The 16848-nt window shown below is 63.8% G+C and carries 14 protein-coding genes; 8 read left to right on the top strand and 6 right to left on the bottom strand.

Going from position 1 to position 16848, the window contains the following annotated elements; translation table 11 throughout:
• Nucleotides 1–120: 120 nt before the first annotated feature.
• Entirely contained in the window at nucleotides 121–1101 is a 981-nt protein-coding gene (locus OG579_RS19010) for an isopenicillin N synthase family dioxygenase (protein WP_328857211.1), read from the bottom strand.
• Nucleotides 1102–1280: 179 nt separating this feature from the next.
• Here OG579_RS19010 and OG579_RS19015 point away from each other — a divergent pair, with 179 nt between their 5' ends.
• From OG579_RS19015 to OG579_RS19035, 5 genes are all read left to right on the top strand, one after another.
• A complete protein-coding gene (locus tag OG579_RS19015; protein WP_328857212.1) occupies nucleotides 1281–2027 on the top strand; it encodes a hypothetical protein in 747 nt (248 codons plus the stop codon).
• Between the two features lie 2 nt (nucleotides 2028–2029).
• Nucleotides 2030–2461, top strand: a complete 432-nt coding sequence (locus OG579_RS19020; protein WP_328857213.1) for a YbaB/EbfC family nucleoid-associated protein — start codon at nucleotides 2030–2032, stop codon at nucleotides 2459–2461.
• Nucleotides 2462–2561: 100 nt separating this feature from the next.
• Nucleotides 2562–2843, top strand: a complete 282-nt coding sequence (locus tag OG579_RS19025) for a hypothetical protein (RefSeq protein WP_328857214.1) — start codon at nucleotides 2562–2564, stop codon at nucleotides 2841–2843.
• A gap of 8 nt (nucleotides 2844–2851) precedes the next feature.
• Nucleotides 2852–3601, top strand: coding sequence for an SIR2 family NAD-dependent protein deacylase (locus OG579_RS19030; RefSeq protein ID WP_328857215.1), 750 nt, complete (start codon nucleotides 2852–2854; stop codon nucleotides 3599–3601).
• A gap of 55 nt (nucleotides 3602–3656) precedes the next feature.
• Entirely contained in the window at nucleotides 3657–4298 is a 642-nt protein-coding gene (locus tag OG579_RS19035; protein WP_328857216.1) for a hypothetical protein, read from the top strand.
• A 9-nt stretch (nucleotides 4299–4307) separates the two neighbouring features.
• Here the strand turns inward: OG579_RS19035 and OG579_RS19040 are convergent, their stop codons facing one another.
• The 5 genes from OG579_RS19040 to OG579_RS19060 form a co-directional block, all read right to left on the bottom strand.
• Nucleotides 4308–5111, bottom strand: coding sequence for an RsiV family protein (locus OG579_RS19040; protein ID WP_328857217.1), 804 nt, complete (start codon nucleotides 5109–5111; stop codon nucleotides 4308–4310).
• A gap of 114 nt (nucleotides 5112–5225) precedes the next feature.
• On the bottom strand, nucleotides 5226–5672 hold the full coding sequence (locus tag OG579_RS19045) for a hypothetical protein (RefSeq protein WP_328857218.1): 447 nt from the start codon (nucleotides 5670–5672) through the stop codon (nucleotides 5226–5228).
• 89 nt (nucleotides 5673–5761) lie between these two features.
• A complete protein-coding gene (locus tag OG579_RS19050; protein WP_328857219.1) occupies nucleotides 5762–7462 on the bottom strand; it encodes an alpha/beta hydrolase in 1701 nt (566 codons plus the stop codon).
• Nucleotides 7459–7767: a hypothetical protein gene (locus tag OG579_RS19055; protein WP_328857220.1), complete on the bottom strand. Its 309-nt coding sequence runs from the start codon at nucleotides 7765–7767 to the stop codon at nucleotides 7459–7461. The genes OG579_RS19050 and OG579_RS19055 overlap by 4 nt, the downstream gene beginning before the upstream one ends.
• A 770-nt stretch (nucleotides 7768–8537) precedes the next feature.
• Nucleotides 8538–10406, bottom strand: a complete 1869-nt coding sequence (locus OG579_RS19060; RefSeq protein WP_328857221.1) for a DNA/RNA helicase domain-containing protein — start codon at nucleotides 10404–10406, stop codon at nucleotides 8538–8540.
• Nucleotides 10407–10731: 325 nt separating this feature from the next.
• On the opposite strand from OG579_RS19060, the gene OG579_RS19065 reads away from it, so the two are divergent.
• From OG579_RS19065 to OG579_RS19075, 3 genes are all read left to right on the top strand, one after another.
• Complete coding sequence (locus OG579_RS19065; protein ID WP_328857222.1) at nucleotides 10732–12762, top strand: McrB family protein; 2031 nt, start codon at nucleotides 10732–10734, stop codon at nucleotides 12760–12762.
• 2 nt (nucleotides 12763–12764) lie between these two features.
• Nucleotides 12765–14939 carry a DUF2357 domain-containing protein gene (locus OG579_RS19070; protein ID WP_328857223.1) on the top strand — a complete coding sequence of 725 codons (2175 nt, stop codon included), beginning with the start codon at nucleotides 12765–12767 and terminating at the stop codon, nucleotides 14937–14939.
• A gap of 519 nt (nucleotides 14940–15458) precedes the next feature.
• Nucleotides 15459–16661: a DUF3761 domain-containing protein gene (locus tag OG579_RS19075; RefSeq protein ID WP_328857224.1), complete on the top strand. Its 1203-nt coding sequence runs from the start codon at nucleotides 15459–15461 to the stop codon at nucleotides 16659–16661.
• Nucleotides 16662–16848 lie beyond the last annotated feature (187 nt).

Here is a 16848-nt window from a genome sequence, read left to right on the forward strand (position 1 = left end):
GCTGACGGTCGGGCCGATGGTGGTGTGGCCACACTATCTGTCCGGTATGTCCGAGGCGGCGAGCTCGGTGCTCTCGGTGCACAGGCCCAGTCGGGCCCGAGGTATCTGGGGAGAAGCCGGTCAGTGGGCGGCGAACGCCTCGTCGGGATACCAGCGGCGGTACACGTCGGGGTGCGCGCGGGTACGGCTCTTCCAGGTGTTCTCGCCGTAGGTCGCGAACAGCGGGTTCGCCGGATCGGCGGTGATGCCGGGGGCCTGCGCGCCGTCGGGGGCGCCGATGGTGGGGATCACCGCGTCGAGCGACGGGGCGAAGAAGTAGGGGATCGACAGGCGTTCGGGGGCGTGCGGCGCGGTCAGCACGCGATGGCGCGTGGCCTTGAGGTAGCCGTCGGTGGCGACCTCGAGCATCTCGCCGATGTTGACGATGAAGGCGCCCTCGACCGCGGGTGCGTCGATCCACGTGCCGTCGGCGCGTTCGACCTGCAACCCGCGGGAGTCGTTCTCCAGCAACAGGATGGTGAGCACGCCGGAGTCCTTGTGCGCGCCGACGCCCTGGTCGTCGACCGCGCGATCGTCGGTGCGCGCCGGGTAGCGGATGAGCTTGATCAGGGTCGCGGGCAGGGCGAACGACTCGGTGAAGGTGTCGGCCGATGCGCCCAGTGCCACCGCCCACCGCGACAGCAGGTCACGCGACACCCGCGCCAACTCGGTGTCGTAGGCGGCGACGGCCTCGCGCAGTTCGGGTAGAGCGGCCGGCCACTGGTTGGGGCCCTGCAGCCGCATCGGGCCGCGGGCGTCGGGCAGCGGTTGCCGTTCGGGTCCGATGTCGATCTGTTCGCGCCGGTCGACCGAACCGTTCGTCAGCTCGCCGCCCAGCTGGTTGTAGCCCCGGAAGTGGGGGCTGTTGACCATCGCGATGGCCTGCTTGTCGGCATCGGGCAGGGCGAAGAAGGCGCGCGCGGCGTCGCGGATGCGGTCTATCGCCGAGTCCGGGACACCGTGGTCGACGAGATGGAAGAACCCGACTTCGCTGCTCACCCGGGCGAGACGGCTGCGTCCGGCGGCGGTGTCGAGGTCGGGAAGAGAGATGACCGGCAGCATGGGTTCCACGATAGGTCCGACGGTCGCAGAACCGCCGTCGGCGAGGAGTTCCGCGCATCGCTGGGCCCAACCCCGGTCCTGAGGGCTGAGAACTCGGCAACCGCCGACGAGATCATGCGCTCGGGTAACCTCACCTCGAATTCGTCCCGTACCTTCGACCGGCAGCCTCAGGAGTCACGATGAACACGAAGACCATCGGTGCCATCGCCGGTGTCGCGGCCTGTGTGGGGGTGTTGGCGGGATGTTCGTCCGACGGCACCACGGCCCTGCCGTCCGGCGCCGGCGAGGGTGGCGCTACCGCCGCCGGCGCGAGCGCGCAGAGCAACGGCAAACCGCTGTCGAGCTACCTGCTGCAGCAGTCCGACGTGCCCGCCGGTTTCACCGAGTTGCAGGTGCCGTCGGGTGCGGGTGACCTGAGCGGGTCGGTGATCAACGCGACGAAGAACGCCACGATCACCCCGGCATCGTGCCAGCCCGATCTGTCCGGCCTGTCGACCGATGACGCCGAGAACGCACCGAAGGCGTTGTTCACCAATGCTTCTGCGGGCACATCGATCATCTCGGCGGTCAATCCGGCGTCGAACTCGACCGCGTCGGTGAGCAGCTTCAGGAAGTACAACCTGGGGGACTGCTCGAGTTACCAGCTCACGTCGTCGGTGAGCGGGCAGTCGTTCACCGCGACCGTGCAGACCGAGGACGCCGGCGTCGAGGTGCCCGGTGTCGACAACTCCGTGACCGTGCAGCAGACCACCCAGACGCAGATCCAAGGTGTGGGTCCGCGCACCTCGGTGGTGCTGATCGCGCTCATCCCGGTGCCCGGCGGCACCATGACCGTCCAGGTCGGCAACGTCCTCGGTGGCAGCGCACCCGACAAGTCGCTGTTCGCCGGCGTTGTCGATGCAGCAGCAAAGCGCGTGACGGGCTGAGCATGACGAACCCCGAGAACGTCGACCCCTACGCCCATCTCGGCGAGATGATCGAGCGCGTCGGTGTCCTGCAGAAAGAGGCGTTGGCCATCACCGCCAGCGCGCTGTCGCACGACCGCCTCGTCGAGGTGTGGGTCAACGCGACCGGTGTGGTGATCAAGATCGAGATCGACCCCGAGGCCCACGCCGAACTCGGTGCCCGCGGTCTCGCCGCGACGATCACCGAGACCACGCAGGAGGCCGCCGCCATCGCGCAGCGCGAGGTCGCGGTGATGACCGCGCAGATCCGCGAGGTGACCGGCATCGCGAAGGTGACAGCCGAGCTGGCACAGGTACCCGGGCTCGCCGATCTCACCACGCCGGTCACGGCCTCGACGACCGATCCCGATTCGGAGGAACGCACGAAGTCGCGCGCCGACCGCGGCGGTTGGTGATGCATCGCCCGCACAGGGCTTCTCGTCGGTGGGCACGGTCGCTGGCCTGCGGCGTCTGAACGCGAGACAATCGAGGAACCCCGAACGAGGAGGATCGATCATGGTGGTGGCGATTCTGGTGCTCGGCGCGTTCGTGCTCGCGGTGGCCTTGATGGCGAAGCACACGAAGGGTGAGCAATCTTCGGGGCGACCCGGCCGAGCGGGCATCACGCCGATCTACGAGCGCTCCTCGGGGACGGGCATCGGTGGCGGAGTGGGCTTCATCGGGGGTGTCGGCGACGGCGGCGGGTGGTCGGACGGCGGATTCGGTGGGCACCATAATGGTTCGTGCGGCTCCGGCGACAGTGGTTCAGGTGGCGGCGATTCCGGCGGGAGTTGTTGAGCAGCCCCATGAGTGATTCGCCCGACGTGCAGCCCGTGGTCGACGCACTCGCCGAGGCGCGGACGGTGACCGTGCTGACCGGTGCCGGGATGTCCGCGGAGAGCGGGGTGCCGACCTTTCGTGACGTTCAGACCGGACTGTGGGCACGGTACGACCCGATGACGCTCGCGACCCCGGAGGCGTGGGAGGACGATCCGGCGCTGGTGTGGGCCTGGTACCAGCGGCGGCGCGCGATGGTCACCGCCGTCGAGCCCAACGCCGGACATCAGGCGCTGGCCTCATGGGCGCGTGACGCCGACGTGCGGGTCGTGACCCAGAACGTCGACGACCTTCACGAGCGGGCGGGCAGCGCGGACGTGGTCCATGTCCACGGCAGCCTGTTCGCCTGCCGGTGTGATACCTGTGGACGGGCGCACGAGGCCGAGGTGGTCGACCTCGACACCGACTCTCTCGACCCACCCGAATGCGAGTGCGGCGGACTCGTCCGGCCCGGTGTCGTGTGGTTCGGGGAATCGTTGCCGCAGAACGCGTTCGCCGAGGCCACCGCGCGTGCCGAGGCCGCTAACGTGTTCGTTCTCGTCGGGACCTCGGGTGTGGTCTACCCCGCGGCGGGACTGCCGCACATCGCCCGCGCGGCCGGCGCGACCATCGTCGAGATCAACCCCCACGAGACCGACCTCTCCGACGCGTGTGACATCCGCGTCCGCTCCACCGCCGCTGTCGCCCTGCCTGCGATCGTCGAGGCGGTGGCGCGCTGACGACTACCGTGGACGCCGGTGCCGAGATGGGCACGGTGCACGGGAGGGACACATCATGACGCCGCGTCGCATGCGATTCGCGTTGATCGTCACCGTGATCATCGCCGCGGCGGCTGTGGCGACGGCGATCTGGGGTCGCAGCGACAGTGCGCCGGTGTCCGACGGTCCCTTTCTCACCGCTGACGACTTCCCCTCCGGCTACCAGGTGTCGCGACTGTCGAACACGGCACCGTCCGGTATCGGCGGTGCGACCACGCCAGCGGAGTGCGGTCCCGTTGTCGCCGACCAGGCTGCGCGTGAATTGCGTTCCACGACAGTCGGTGTGCTCGCCGTACCGAAGGACGCCGCGTTGCCCACGTTCGCGCAGGCGATCGTGACCGGCGGCGAGTCGGTGTCCGACACCGTCGGAGTGGTCCGGAGGTGCTCCTCCTACCGGCAGCAGACTGACACCGAGATGCTCGAGTCGGTGTCGTCGATCCTCCCGACACCAGCCGGTTGTCCGCGGGATGCCGTGGTGATTCGGGTGCGGACCCGGTTCGGCTCGCCGACAGGCAATTCCGACTCCACGTCGGTGCGCGCCTACGTCCAGGGGCGCGCCACGATGGGCATCCTCACCGCGTCGCTCACGCAGCCCGAGCAGCCGCTACCCGACGACTTCTGCCGACTGGCGTCTCTTGTCGCCGACCGGCTCGACTAGCGCTACGTGTCAGCTGCTCAGCACGTCCTGCATGCCGGGGGCCAGCACATCCGACAGCGCCGACCACGGGACGGTGATGGTGATGAGGCCTGCGGCGTAGGCGCCCACCTGGTAGTCGCCGAAGTGGATGCGCATGCCGTCGGGTGACGCGGTCCAGTTGGCGTAGTTGGTGAGCGTGGGTGCCATCCCCTCACGCTGGTATTCAGGGCCGGCATTGGTGGTCGGCAGGATCTTTGCGGCCTCCGACGACAGTCGCTGCAGGCCGGCGTCGAGGTTGCCGAACGCATCTTGCAGGGTGATGGGCTTGGCGTTGTCGGCGTCGATGGTGACCGTCGAGATCAGCGAGTCGCCATGTGCGCCGGGTGGGTTGGCGATCCAGCCGGTGATCTGCTCGGCACTGATGACGCGTTGGCCGATGTGGAAAGGCCCCTTCGAGTACCCGTTGCTGAGCGTGAAGCCGGAGTGCGGGTCGTACTGCGCGTCGATCTGGTCCTGTAGTGCCGCCCGCATGGACTGGTTGAATTCGGCGGTGACGGCAGGCGTGCCGCCGGAGAGCTGCGGGATGGTGACGTCCCAGGCGGCGCGCTGGTTCGCGCCGGTGATGCGTGCTGTGGTCGCGGTATAGGCACTGCTGGTGGCCGTGGTGGTGGAGGGCGCAGCCGAGCTGGCTGACGCGCTGGGCGACGCCGTGACCGTGACCACCCGCGTCGACGGTGCCGGGGTCGCGGTGCCGTCGGTACTGGAACACGACGCCAGACTCATCGCCAGCAGCGCCGCGACGGTGAGACAACCGGATAGTCGAACCACTCTCATGGATCGAGTGTGCGCGCTCTTCGCGCGCTGTGGTCGGATTTGCCTGGGGACGGTCATTGGCTGGCCCGTGTCGAGATTCCTCAAAAGTGCAAAACATGTACGCCGTGTCCGACCCTAAGTATCGGACTCGATCCGATCGGGCCACAAAAATGAGCGGTTGAGTTGCGATTTAGGGAAGCAGGGTGACTCGATCGATAGCGATAGGTAACCCTGCGCCGATGTCTGCGCTCCAAACACATACCCCTCCCGGTCGGCGGCTGTTACCGTGCCGGACTCGCGCTCGCTCACCTGGAAATTTTGTGTACGCCAGTTCTGGTTGAGCGCCGACTTCACCTCACCTGCAGTGATCCCCTGTGGCAGCAGCACCCACATCGGATAGCTCCACGAGTACGGCTGATCTGGGTTCGCATCGTCGCCGTCTGCGGGCGTGGGGCCCGGCGAAAGTTTTCCTGACTGAAGACCTGGCAATTGCTTGGAGAAGACGACCGGCCAAGGCAGGGAGTCAGCTGTCTGCTGCATACGCTGGACAAGGCCCTGCTGCGCGCCGTCGTTGGTGGTCATACATTTCCTCGAATCGTCGTCATTACCGCCACAAGCTGCCACGGCGAGGACAACCATCATCAGAACAGCCGCCCACGAAACAAGAGCCCTCACGGACGCGTCACCGCCTCTGTTCTATCGGAAATGATCCGCCCGATGTTTTCCAGGGCCGGGTTGTTGTCGCTCACGAGGGCTGGGTCATTGTCGTTCCAATAGTCGGAGTGTCCTCCAGACGGATCTGAGGAGAAGAGACTCGCGCCATAGGCTTCCGACCAGGGCTTGTCACCGAGCACGACACCAGGTGTCCAACGTATCGGATCGTTATCCGCCACGGTCGCCCAGACATGGTTTCCGTTGTCTGAGCTGGGAACCCCCGTCAGGTGAAGGTCATTCACGTTACCCAGATCAGCCAACCCGGGACTCGCGACAAGTATGACGTCGTCCGTGTTCAGGGTGTGCGGATCGAGTGCGGCTTGGCCGACAACGGTTGTGCCGTAGCTGTGGCCGAGGACGCTGGTGTGGGGGTTATCGGCTCCAACGTGTGTCGCCGCGATTCCGTTCTGGAATCTATCGAGAGAGCCCGACGCATCCTCGGCATAGTGAGGTTGCCACGCATCCCTTTTGATGTCCTGGGGTGCCTGATAATCCTGCCATGCAACAACGGCTGTCGTTGCGGTCGGATCAGCTCGAGACGCCGACGCGACCATCTTCTCCGACCGGTCGATATCCCCATTGAGCGTTCCGATGTTCGTTCCGGTACCCGGCACGTACGTCGACACGTTGTCCGCAGTGTCAGGGTTATTTACTGAGACAACTGCCTGCCCGTTGTCCTTGACGGCTAAAAGGTAGAGGGGTGGGTCGGATTGGCTGGTTAGCCTGTCGTCCAGTGCCTTGAGGCCGTCCAGTTGCTGTTGCGCGGCATCATGGTCCTTCTTCCACGCTCGGTATCCCGGAGAGTCTTCCTTGTGGGACCAGCGTGGCGAGGGCCTGAATTCAGGTTCAGGTTTGTCGAGCTGCTGCTGCGCATGACGTTGCAGGTCAACAAGATTTCGCCGATTGAAGTGGTCTCGGTCGGCTGCGGGTACGCCGTCCAGGTTGCCGGCGTTGCGATCGTGGTTCCAGAGTTCAGCCTTTTCGTTGGCCGTCAGGCTGTTCCAGAAGGCGTTGAGCGCCTTCGGATCAGCTGGCAGTTCGGCCTTGTCATCAAGGATCGCTCGTACCTGTGGCGAAACCGGGACGGACGCGGTCGCTCGGTCGGCCGCCTGACCCAGTGCGTCCGCAGCGTTCGCCACTACGGCGGCAAGCGCAGCGTCCGCCTCACCCGCGGCAGCCAATGCTCTCGAGAGGTCAGACTGATGGGTCGCGGCGTTAGCGGTCGCGATAGGCAGAGCGTCCTCCGGCGCGAGACCAGATGGGACATCGGCTGGGAAGCCCCCAGTTACTGCCGGCGGCGGGGAGACTGTGCCGTTATCGGCCACGACGTATCCGAGCGCGCTCACGTGCTCAGCTGCGAGCTTTGCGCTCTCGCAGGCGTGTACGAAGTCTGCACCCTGGGTGGTGAGGGCATCCGCGATTTGCAGGATGCCCATTCCAAGGCGGCTGCTGATCTGCTTCTCTGAGTTAGTCGCGGCCTGGGAGGCGGCAGCAGCATCACCCTTCCAGCTGTCCATGACTGCATCGACGTCCCTGATGAGGCTGTTCATCACTCGATCGAATTCGTCGACTTTGCCGTCGATCGCCGACGCCGCGTCGGCGATGACATGGCTATTAAGGGACCACGTCTTCACCTGCGAGACGGAGGGAGCACTCACGGCGCGAGATTCAACGTCGCCGAGATGCTCTTTGCATACGTTTCGTCGGCCAAACCGATCGTGTCCGCGGCCTGCCGGTTGGTCTGGGCTAGTACATCAATTCGACCCGCTACCTCCGTAAGCGCGTCAGCAATTTTTGTCGCCGCCTCACCACAGCGCAAGGCTGTGTCAGACCCCGGCAAACCGCTGCCCAGCGGCGCCAGCGCTGGGGCCGAATCGATCCCTCGAACATCGGACGCAGACCCATGCTGACGGTCCGCCAGCGCCCGAATCGCGTCCAGGTCGGCTTTCAGTACTTCGCCCAAAATCGCCCCCTCGTTCGGTCTGACCGAACACTACCGAACGTTCGTCCGGCCGACACGCCCGCCCGGTGCCGGTAAATCGAGTGAGGACCCGCATATGAATAGACCATCTCTTGCCGACACCGCCGCTCCATCCGATCGAGGTTCATCAGGAGAAATTCCGCAACGCGAACGGAGTGGCTCGAAAGACTGTAGACACCGCGACACAGCATCCTGACTACGCGAAGAAGGCGACCAAGGGGAACGCTTTGGACCGCATTGTGCTGGCCGAGTTCTTGGACGATCCCGTACGTATGGGCACAGTCGCAGCGGCCATCCGTCGTTCAATCGAGAACGACCATCTGGTCAATAAAGTGCAGGTAGCGTTCGAGGACGAAGTACTAAGGGGCCGCCTCCAGCGCGTGCACTTCGAGCTATCAATGGTCGCGGTGCGCCGTTCGCGTGATTCAAACCGGTACTGGTATCCGCCGGTCGTCGCGTCGCGCCAGTGGGCGGCCGTATCACCGGCACGAAGCTCTCGCAGGTCTGAGGTGTCACGTCGATCCACGCGGCGAGGCCGGTACCTGACAACCAGAAGAAGACCTCGTCGCCGGCTCGAATGTCTCGCCGACGACGGGTGTCCCAGAACCCGTCGGCGAGTCCGTATTGAACGTGGTCGGGGAAGTCCTCGCCAACGGTCACAATCCATGCGTCGCTACGCGTCTCTTAGAGGTCGCAGCGGGTGGAGGCATGTCCGAGGGGAAGCCTGTCGGGCCGATGCTGAAATCGGTTAGTTATTCAGTTATGAGCTTGTGCAGTGCTTCTCGCGTTTCGCGGTCGGTTGAGTAAATAACTGTGCCGACCATGCCGCGGGTCAGCAGCACTTTGTAAACGTTGCGGACGAGTACGTCGAAACGGTCGTCGGGAACCTTGACGGTGTTCTTGAAATCGGGGTCGCGATTCGCGCGCCTCACCGACGCGAAGCGGCCGTCGCGCCACAGCAGATCGGGGCCGATGATGACGCCGTTCCAGTCGTATTCGAAGCCCTGTGCGGTGTAGACACATCCGACCTGTCCGAATCCACCGTCGTCTGTCGCCCACAGTGGTGCGGGCGGTGCATTGCCAAGCCGGCGATCGCTTTTGCTGTTCCATGGCCTCGACCAGTCGTCGATGACGACGTCCTCGACGAGGGTTCCGTCGTCGCTAGCGTTGCTCCAGGGCCAGCAGTAGCCGGCAGTCATGCGTGCTGAGTAGCCGTCGTGGGTCTTGTTTCGCAAGATCGCTTCTAGCTCTGCGGGGCTGTCGGCGACTAGGACTTCGAATTGGGGATCGCCCTGCCACGCAACGGGCGGTTCGTCGCGGAGTCCGAGTATCCGCGCGACCCACAGCATGTATTCCTCGCTGCCGCCGCAGCGGAACTGCTCGCCGAGCTCCACGTGATGGGTCGCGACTCCTACGTGTGCGGCGTACGCCTCAATCTGCTCGCGCGTCCCCATCTCACCGGGCCGCACAACCTGGTGCTGATCAAGCAGGAAGACGGGGACCCGAGCCGCGGAGATCAGCTCGTCCACTTGCGGACGACCGGTACGCAGCGCCGCTCGGGTGTAGCGGTCCACCGAAGTTTCTCGTATGCGGTGGGCTTCGTCGAGTATCAGGACGTCGAGATCGTTAGTGCCGGCGTCCATGAACTGGTTGAAGTACTTGAACATGGACTGGACTCGTTTGTCGCGATGGCCCGCCACTTTGCGCAGGGTCTGCGTGAACGAGCGGGAGCCCGTGGCGTGCAGCACGGTTCGCCCTTGCCGGGACAGCTCACCGAGCAACGACAGCGCGATCACGCTTTTACCGCTGCCGGGACCACCCGTAACCACGACGATGCGCTTCGAGTTCGCGCGCCGTGCCTGCTCTACAGCATGCATCACGAGGTCGACTGCGAGCTGCTGGTTGCCGAGCAGGTGAAACTGTTCGCGGTTGCGTACTTCGTCGGCAGCGACCTTCAACAACTGCTGCGACGGTGCGACAGCGGAGTTGAGCAGGATATCTGCGGCCGCTCGGCCAGGGTGGGGCGCCAGACGTGTTCGCAAGAAGTCGATCATCGCACCGCGCGTGACCCCAGTGAACAACCGTCCGGTCGTCGAAACCGGGACCGCCGTCAGGTCCGCGACTGCTGCGGAGTCGGTGGCGTTGTGGAGGTAAGCCATGCCTGCGAGCGAGTCGGGCTGATGCTCGAGTGCCCGGGCGAAGTCGGCGATGTAGTTGCAGTAGCCGCGAACCTGAAGCACGGGATGGAGCTTTGGCCCGCCCGGCATTCCGGGGACAGACACCAGATCCGGGTTTCCCTCGAAGGAGGTTGCTGCTGACCATTGCTTCAGCTCAACGACCACGTACGAAGGCTCTCCGGAGTTCGGGTGTGTGCCGGCGAGGACGACGTCGGCTCTCTGCGACGTCAGTGGTAGGTGGTACTCGACGAGCATCTCGACCTCGCCGAGTCCCGCATCGCGCAGGTCGGCGGCCAATACGGGGAGCGAGCGGCGCCACGACTGCTGCTCAGCCGGGGCCGGCTTGTACCCGCGTTGGTGCAGCATCTGTTCCAAGAGTTGCTCCACTAGAGAGTCCGGGTCGGCGATCGCCACACGATCGGCGGTGGTCCGCAGCAAAGTCACGTAGATGTCCCCAAGGCAGCACGAAAGGATTCGTGCGGTGGGGGACATGTCCGCTGGTGGTGATTCCCGAGGAAGTCCGTCGGTCCGCATAGTCAGGTTAGCTATAGACGCTCACCTTCTGTGTTAGGACCTCTCGGCGTTGGTGACAGACATCCGGGCCGACCCATCCTTGGGGGTAACCGACTAGCGAAGTCGCCCGGGTCGGATGCGATAACTCGTGTTGCCACCTCGTCTACGCGGCGACCAGCAGGCGCGTGTCGCAGTCGCACCGATCTTGCGTCCGCCTGCCTAAGGTGGTTTACATGTGCTGGATGGGATGGATTTGATGGCCCTCGGCGTGCTGTCCCGTGAGGGCATTGAGCGTGCGCTTCGCGAGTACGACGACCTCGGCCGGGACGCGTTTCTGAGCAAGTACGGGTTTGGGCGTGCGACGGCTTACGCCCTAATGGTCGACGGCCGAGAATACGACCCAAAGGCTATCGCTGGGGTCGCGTACGGATTTGACCATCCGGACGAGGGCACGTTGAAGAACACTCAGTTCAACGGCGGGTTGCAGTTGCGCGCCGCCTACAGACCTGCTGGTTTCGACGTAATTCTCCGAACCAACCCCGGCGATTCGGTAATCCAGACGCTTCTTGAAAAGTTCATGGCTGAGTATCACGACGCGCGCGCGGGAAGCTTCAGTGGCTCGCACCCGGTCATGACTACCCTGCGATCGCTAGAAGAGCGCATTGGGCAAAGCGGACCGCTCTTGGCCAGGCCGCATGTGAAGGTAAAGGGATCCGTCGGTCTAGGGAACTGGGCGGCGGCGCCCTGGATCGCTCTGCTTGATGGACGGGTCACTACTTCCACCCAGAGCGGCGTTTACCCGGTTCTGCTTTTTCGCGAGGACATGTCGGGTGTGTACGTGACCGTTGCGCAAGGAACGCAAGAGCTGAAGAAGCTTGGACGAGATCACATGCTGACGCAGCTAGAGTTAACCGCCTCGCGGGTACGGAGTTTGGCATCTGGTGAGCTTAGTGGTCGCTCTTTCGTCGCGGACAACGCGATATCGCTGGGACCTGGAAATCTTGCACGCGACTACGCGGCTAGCATAATCGTCCACAAATTCTACGCCCGTGAATCCGTGCCTGAAGATGCCGAGATCCTTCGCGATCTCGACGCAGTACTTGACTTGTCGGACAGCGTTATCGACCGCTTCCACTACCCGGACGATGAACGAACGACTGTCTCGTCGCTCTCGGAGATAGCAACGGCATTTCGACAGGCGGTGGACTCGTCGGGCCTTCGAGTCCGTAGTGGGCATGGGGATTTAGTTGTCGCGCTACTTGCGGCGTTGGTGACTAAGCCGTTCGTAATACTGGCCGGAATGTCTGGGAGCGGGAAGACTCAGCTGGCTCTTCGGCTCGGGGAGTGGTTTGGTTCCGGTCCGAACGGCCGACGCTTCCTGCCCGTCGCTGTCCGCCCAGATTGGACCGGTCCCGAGGCGCTATTTGGCTACGAAGACGCCTTGCGTCCGCCGCTGAATGGCCGAGCCGCCTGGTTCGTGCCCGACACTCTGCGTTTCCTCCTGTCTGCAGTGGAAGAGCCCGATATGCCGCATCTTTTGTTGCTCGACGAGATGAACTTGGCGCACGTCGAAAGGTACTTTTCCGACTTCCTCTCCGGCTTCGAGTCCCGTGACGCAGTTCTCCCCAACCTCGCAATGGGTCCCGATGGTGAATGGCGTCTAAAGAGTACGGCGGAGCGGCTTATCGCGTTGCCTCGCAACGTCTTTGTAGTTGGAACCGTAAACGTCGACGAGACGACTTACCAGTTTTCGCCCAAGGTGCTTGATCGTGCGACGACCTTCGAGGTTCGAACGGCCACGCAGGACTTGTCTGATGAGGTCGTTCGGCCCAGCGCCGTCCCTTCCGCTGAGGTCGCTCATCTCCGCGGGATGGTCGAGCTCGTTCGGGACGACACATGGCAGGTACGAAGTGCGAGAAGGCCGGCGGTGTCGGCTGCGCTACGCGATCTGCACCATCGTCTTACGGAGACAGACGATGAGTTTGGCCACCGGGTGTTCTATGAAGCTCTGAGATATGCAGCAGCGCTCGAACACCTCGGGGTGGCTGAACGCGATCAGATCCTCGACCACATAGTCCTTTTGAAGGTGTTGCCCAAGATTCATGGTTCGCGCCGACGCGCCGAGCCAGTGCTCAAAGCGTTGGCAGCCTTTGCGAATGCCCCAGATGGGGATCCGAACCGATCCACGATCGAACCAAGCACAGCAGCCCTACCGCTCAGTGCAGCGAAGCTACGGCGGATGCTGCGTTCTGCTGAGATAAATCAATTCGTGAGCTTTACGGATTAATAATGGACTCAGCCGTGGTGGTGCTAGCGGGGGCTGATGGTGCGCGGGGCGGGCTCGTCATCTCGAGTTTGCCGAGGGCAACTCAGTTTCGTCCCGAAGTTGGTGGGAGCGATAACTCCGTGACCCTCAGGGAGGGCGGTGTCTACCGCTTCAAATTCGATGTGGACGAGGGTATTCGAGGTTTAGAGCCCTCCGAGTTGTTCGACTGCGATGACGATTCGTGCACTGGCGGTCGCCTGATCCCCGGAGAGTCGGTTGGCGTTGTGTCCGTTCTAGTCACAACCGACGCTGGTGCGGTTCTGCGGGGGAGATTCGACGTGCGCAGCGCGAAGTTCTCCGATGAACAAGCGTTTGGCCGGATGTTGGCAGATTTGGCAGAGCTTTCGATAGAGGCAATGCATTTGGGGTTTGCGCCAAGCTCCGGGGCGTACGGAAGTGCGGCCGGCGACTCTCCGCGCCTACTTTACCAACAGTTCGCCGTCTTGCAGTCGCTGCTCGTTGGCTCTGATCTTTCCTGGGCCATTACTCAGATCCTCGCGGATCCACACCGGGAGTGGGAGTCCAATCATGAGCCGCGGCCCCCCGGACGTCCATTGCGCGGATCCTCCAGGTTAGGAAGTCAGCTCGGCAAGGCTGGGGCCCGGGTTAGAACACCGCGCGGGCCCGTTTCGTCTATGCCCCGTACTCTGCTCGTTGAGCGGACAGAGGAATCGGTTGACACAATCGCGAACCGCTTCGTTCGGTTCGTGCTTGAGCGCTGGCGAGCGCTCGCGGTTGAGGTGGTGCTCAAGGCGGATGCGCTTGGCGGCGCGGCTAAACGCCGTGGCGTGGAGCAGGCTGGCGACCTCGTAGTTCTTCTCGATGAGTTCCTCGCCCTGCCGTTATTCCAAGAAGTCGCCCGTCTTTCAGTGTTCCCGGGTGACAACCCAGTCCTGCGTCGCCGTGAAGGGTATCGGCAGCTTTACGCTGCGTGGGCGTTGGTCGAGGGTACCGTCGGGCTCGAGGTCGATCTCGAGGATCCACTCCTTGTGTCGCGCAGAAGCATTGCCTCCTTGTACGAGTACTGGACCTTTACTCGGCTCGCCGAAGCCGTTGCGCAAACCTGCGGTGGCCACAGTGTTGCGGAGGAGCTATTCCAGGCGTCAGCCACAGGGATGTCTCTGGTACTAAGGGCTGATGCCACGACGCGGCTGAAGTTCGAAACCGTCGAAGCTGGTCAATCGATACTTATCGATCTCTTCTACAACAAGGTATTTCGCGACACCAGCTGGACCCGTCCGATGAGGCCCGACGCAAGCCTTTTAGTGCGCGCCCCGGGCGGGCAAGAGATATGGCTCCATTTTGACGCGAAGTATCGAGTTGATTGGTCGGTCCCGTTTCAAACAGGTGAGGTGGGTGAGGAGGAAGAGTCGGAACGCCGCAGCGGCGCGAGCAAGCGAACAGATCTCTTGAAGATGCATGCCTATCGGGACGCGATCCGAGCCTCCGCCGGTTCGTACGTTCTATTTCCCGGCTCAACAACTGCCGAGTTCGCCTTCGCGGAGGATGAGTTCTTGCCTGGACTCGGCGCATTTCCTCTACGGCCCGATGAGAGTCGACAGGACACGAACAGGCTGGCTGAGTTTGTAGCTCGCTCGATACGGCACGTCGCGGCATCAGGAACCCGGCATCGACGGGCGACTTATTGGTCGGCGCTCGCTTATGCGGGCGACGGGACAGACAACCCAATGGCTCAACCACCAATCGGCGAACTTCCTCCGGCCGACACAGGTGTGCTTCTCGGTTACGTGCGTTCGGATGCGCACTGGCGATGGATTCGTCACTCAGGCCTCTACAACGTTCGGAGCGGCGACCGTCGAGGGGCGGTGGCTCGGGGCGAGCGAGCGTTGGACGGCCCACTGATGTTGTTGTACGGACCGACAGTTGAAGGGTCGCGTTTGGCTCTGTGTGCTCGCGTCGGTGAGTGGGAAGGTGCCACTCGTCTGTCGTTGGAGCGGCTAGGGTACCCAGCGCCGAAAGGTGACGCCTACCTGGTCACGGGCCTAAAGGAGTTGAATGCTCCGGCATGGCTGCACCAAGTCGACATGTCGCGATTGCTGCCAGGGGGTTGGATGCGAGGCCGGCCGTACTCCACCACCTGGCTCGACGTCGTGCTCTCCACGCAAGATAACAAGTGACCTGATCCGCTCACACAGAGTTCGACCCAAGTCGAATCCCTACCGGCGACACCACTACTTTGAACGGCACGACAGTCCGATTATGCGTGCCGCCCGCCGAATGCTGAACCATCCTGAGTCGATTGCCAGAGAGTGGTTCGTAGCTCCTTAAGGCCTCATCGCCAAGCCTGGCCTTCGTCAAGGCGGGTGGATGTCAGCGAGCGCCCGCGCCGGTTATGCAGATTCCGCTCAAATGGTTAAAGGACTTCGAGACACTTTGCGGCGTGTTTCGTACATAGTGCGCGGTAGCTCGCCTGCAGGTGCCGGCTCAGTTCCGAGTGGCGAGGCTTACAGGCCTGACCTTTAGCGTTCCCGGTCAGCCTGGGACCTGTCGCAGGTGCATCGTCGGCAGCTGGAGAGGTCCGGCGCTCGCGCGAGTGACCTGGATCAGTTTGATGTAACGGCGTGTGCGGCGTCACGTATACAAGTGTTCGGGACACCTCGCGTCCCGCCTCCCTCGTGCCAGAAAGCCAACGAATCGTGTCTGCGCCTCCGCCGGATCTGTCCGGATTCAACTTCGACCGCCCCGGCGATCTCCCCAGCTGGCTTCCGCCGCAGCCGCCAAAAAAGCGCCGTAAGTGGCCGTTCATCGTGGCCGCGGTGTTCGCGGCGTTCCTGGTCATTGGGATTGTCGCCCCGAAGCAGGATGCAGACACCAGCAGCAAGACCGCGTCGGTGGCCGCCGTCAGCACCTCGAGCACGCCCTTGGCGGTGACCACATCGGCGACACCAACACCGGAGCCGACCTTGGCGGTGGCTTCGGTCGCCACGACTGTGAACTCCGCAGAGTCTGCGAACGCCGCACTTCTCAAGCTCGAGGCGCTGCCGGTGAAGGGCCGGGCACCGAAGACCGGCTACGGCCAAGACATGTTCGGCCAAGCCTGGACCGATGACGTCGACGTCGATTCCGGCCACAACGGCTGCGACACCCGCAACGACATCCTGCGCCGCGACCTCACCGCGACCGTGATGAAGCCAGGCTCGCACGGGTGCACCGTCCTTACCGGGTCGCTCGCCGACCCGTATACCGGGCGGGCAATCGCATTGACACGAGGAACTGCTTCGTCAGCGGTTCAGATTGATCACGTGGTGACGCTGTCGGATGCGTGGCAAACAGGAGCGCAACGGCTTTCGATCACCCAGCGCCAGGACTTCGCAAACGATCCGCGGAACCTGCAGGCGACCGATGGTCCTACGGATGAGCGGAAGGGTGACGGTGACGCGGCGACATGGCTGCCGGCGAATACGTCGTATCGGTGCACCTATGTCTCGCGTCAGATAGACGTTAAGGCGGTCTACAAGCTCTGGGTGACCCAGCCCGAGAAGGACGCTATGGTCCGCGTCCTGACCGGTTGCGGCGCGACACCGCCGGTGACGTCAACCATCCCGTCGCCGGTTGCACCGCCCACAACCCAGTCTCGGCCGGCGCCTCCGCCGGTGCAGGCGTACGTCCCGCCGCCCACAACGACGTATCAGGCACCGCCGGCCGCCGGCAATGACTCCGGCTCAGGTTGCGGCGGCGACTCGTATGTCAACTCCGACGGCAACTGCATTCACAGCCCGGTTGCCGGCAACTCGGCACCCGATGGCGCGACCGCGCAGTGCGAGGACGGCACCTACTCGTTCAGCCAGCACCGGCGGGGTACCTGCTCTGGACACGGCGGGGTAGGGGCCTGGCTTTAGGCGCGGCTCGCTGCGTCGTGAGCGGCTCCAAGTGAGAGCTCGATGGTTTGCGTCCGCACGTGTTGTGCGCTTCGCCTAGGACTGACGAACTGTTGCAGAGATCGAGCGTGCGTTCTGGAGGATCGCCCAATGCGGGGGATTCCCTCGTCGCGGCGCCTACGATCGGACGCCATCGGGCGTATCGGGC

The sequence above is a fragment of the Williamsia herbipolensis genome, from assembly GCF_036153515.1.
Taxonomy (GTDB): domain Bacteria; phylum Actinomycetota; class Actinomycetes; order Mycobacteriales; family Mycobacteriaceae; genus Williamsia_A; species Williamsia_A herbipolensis.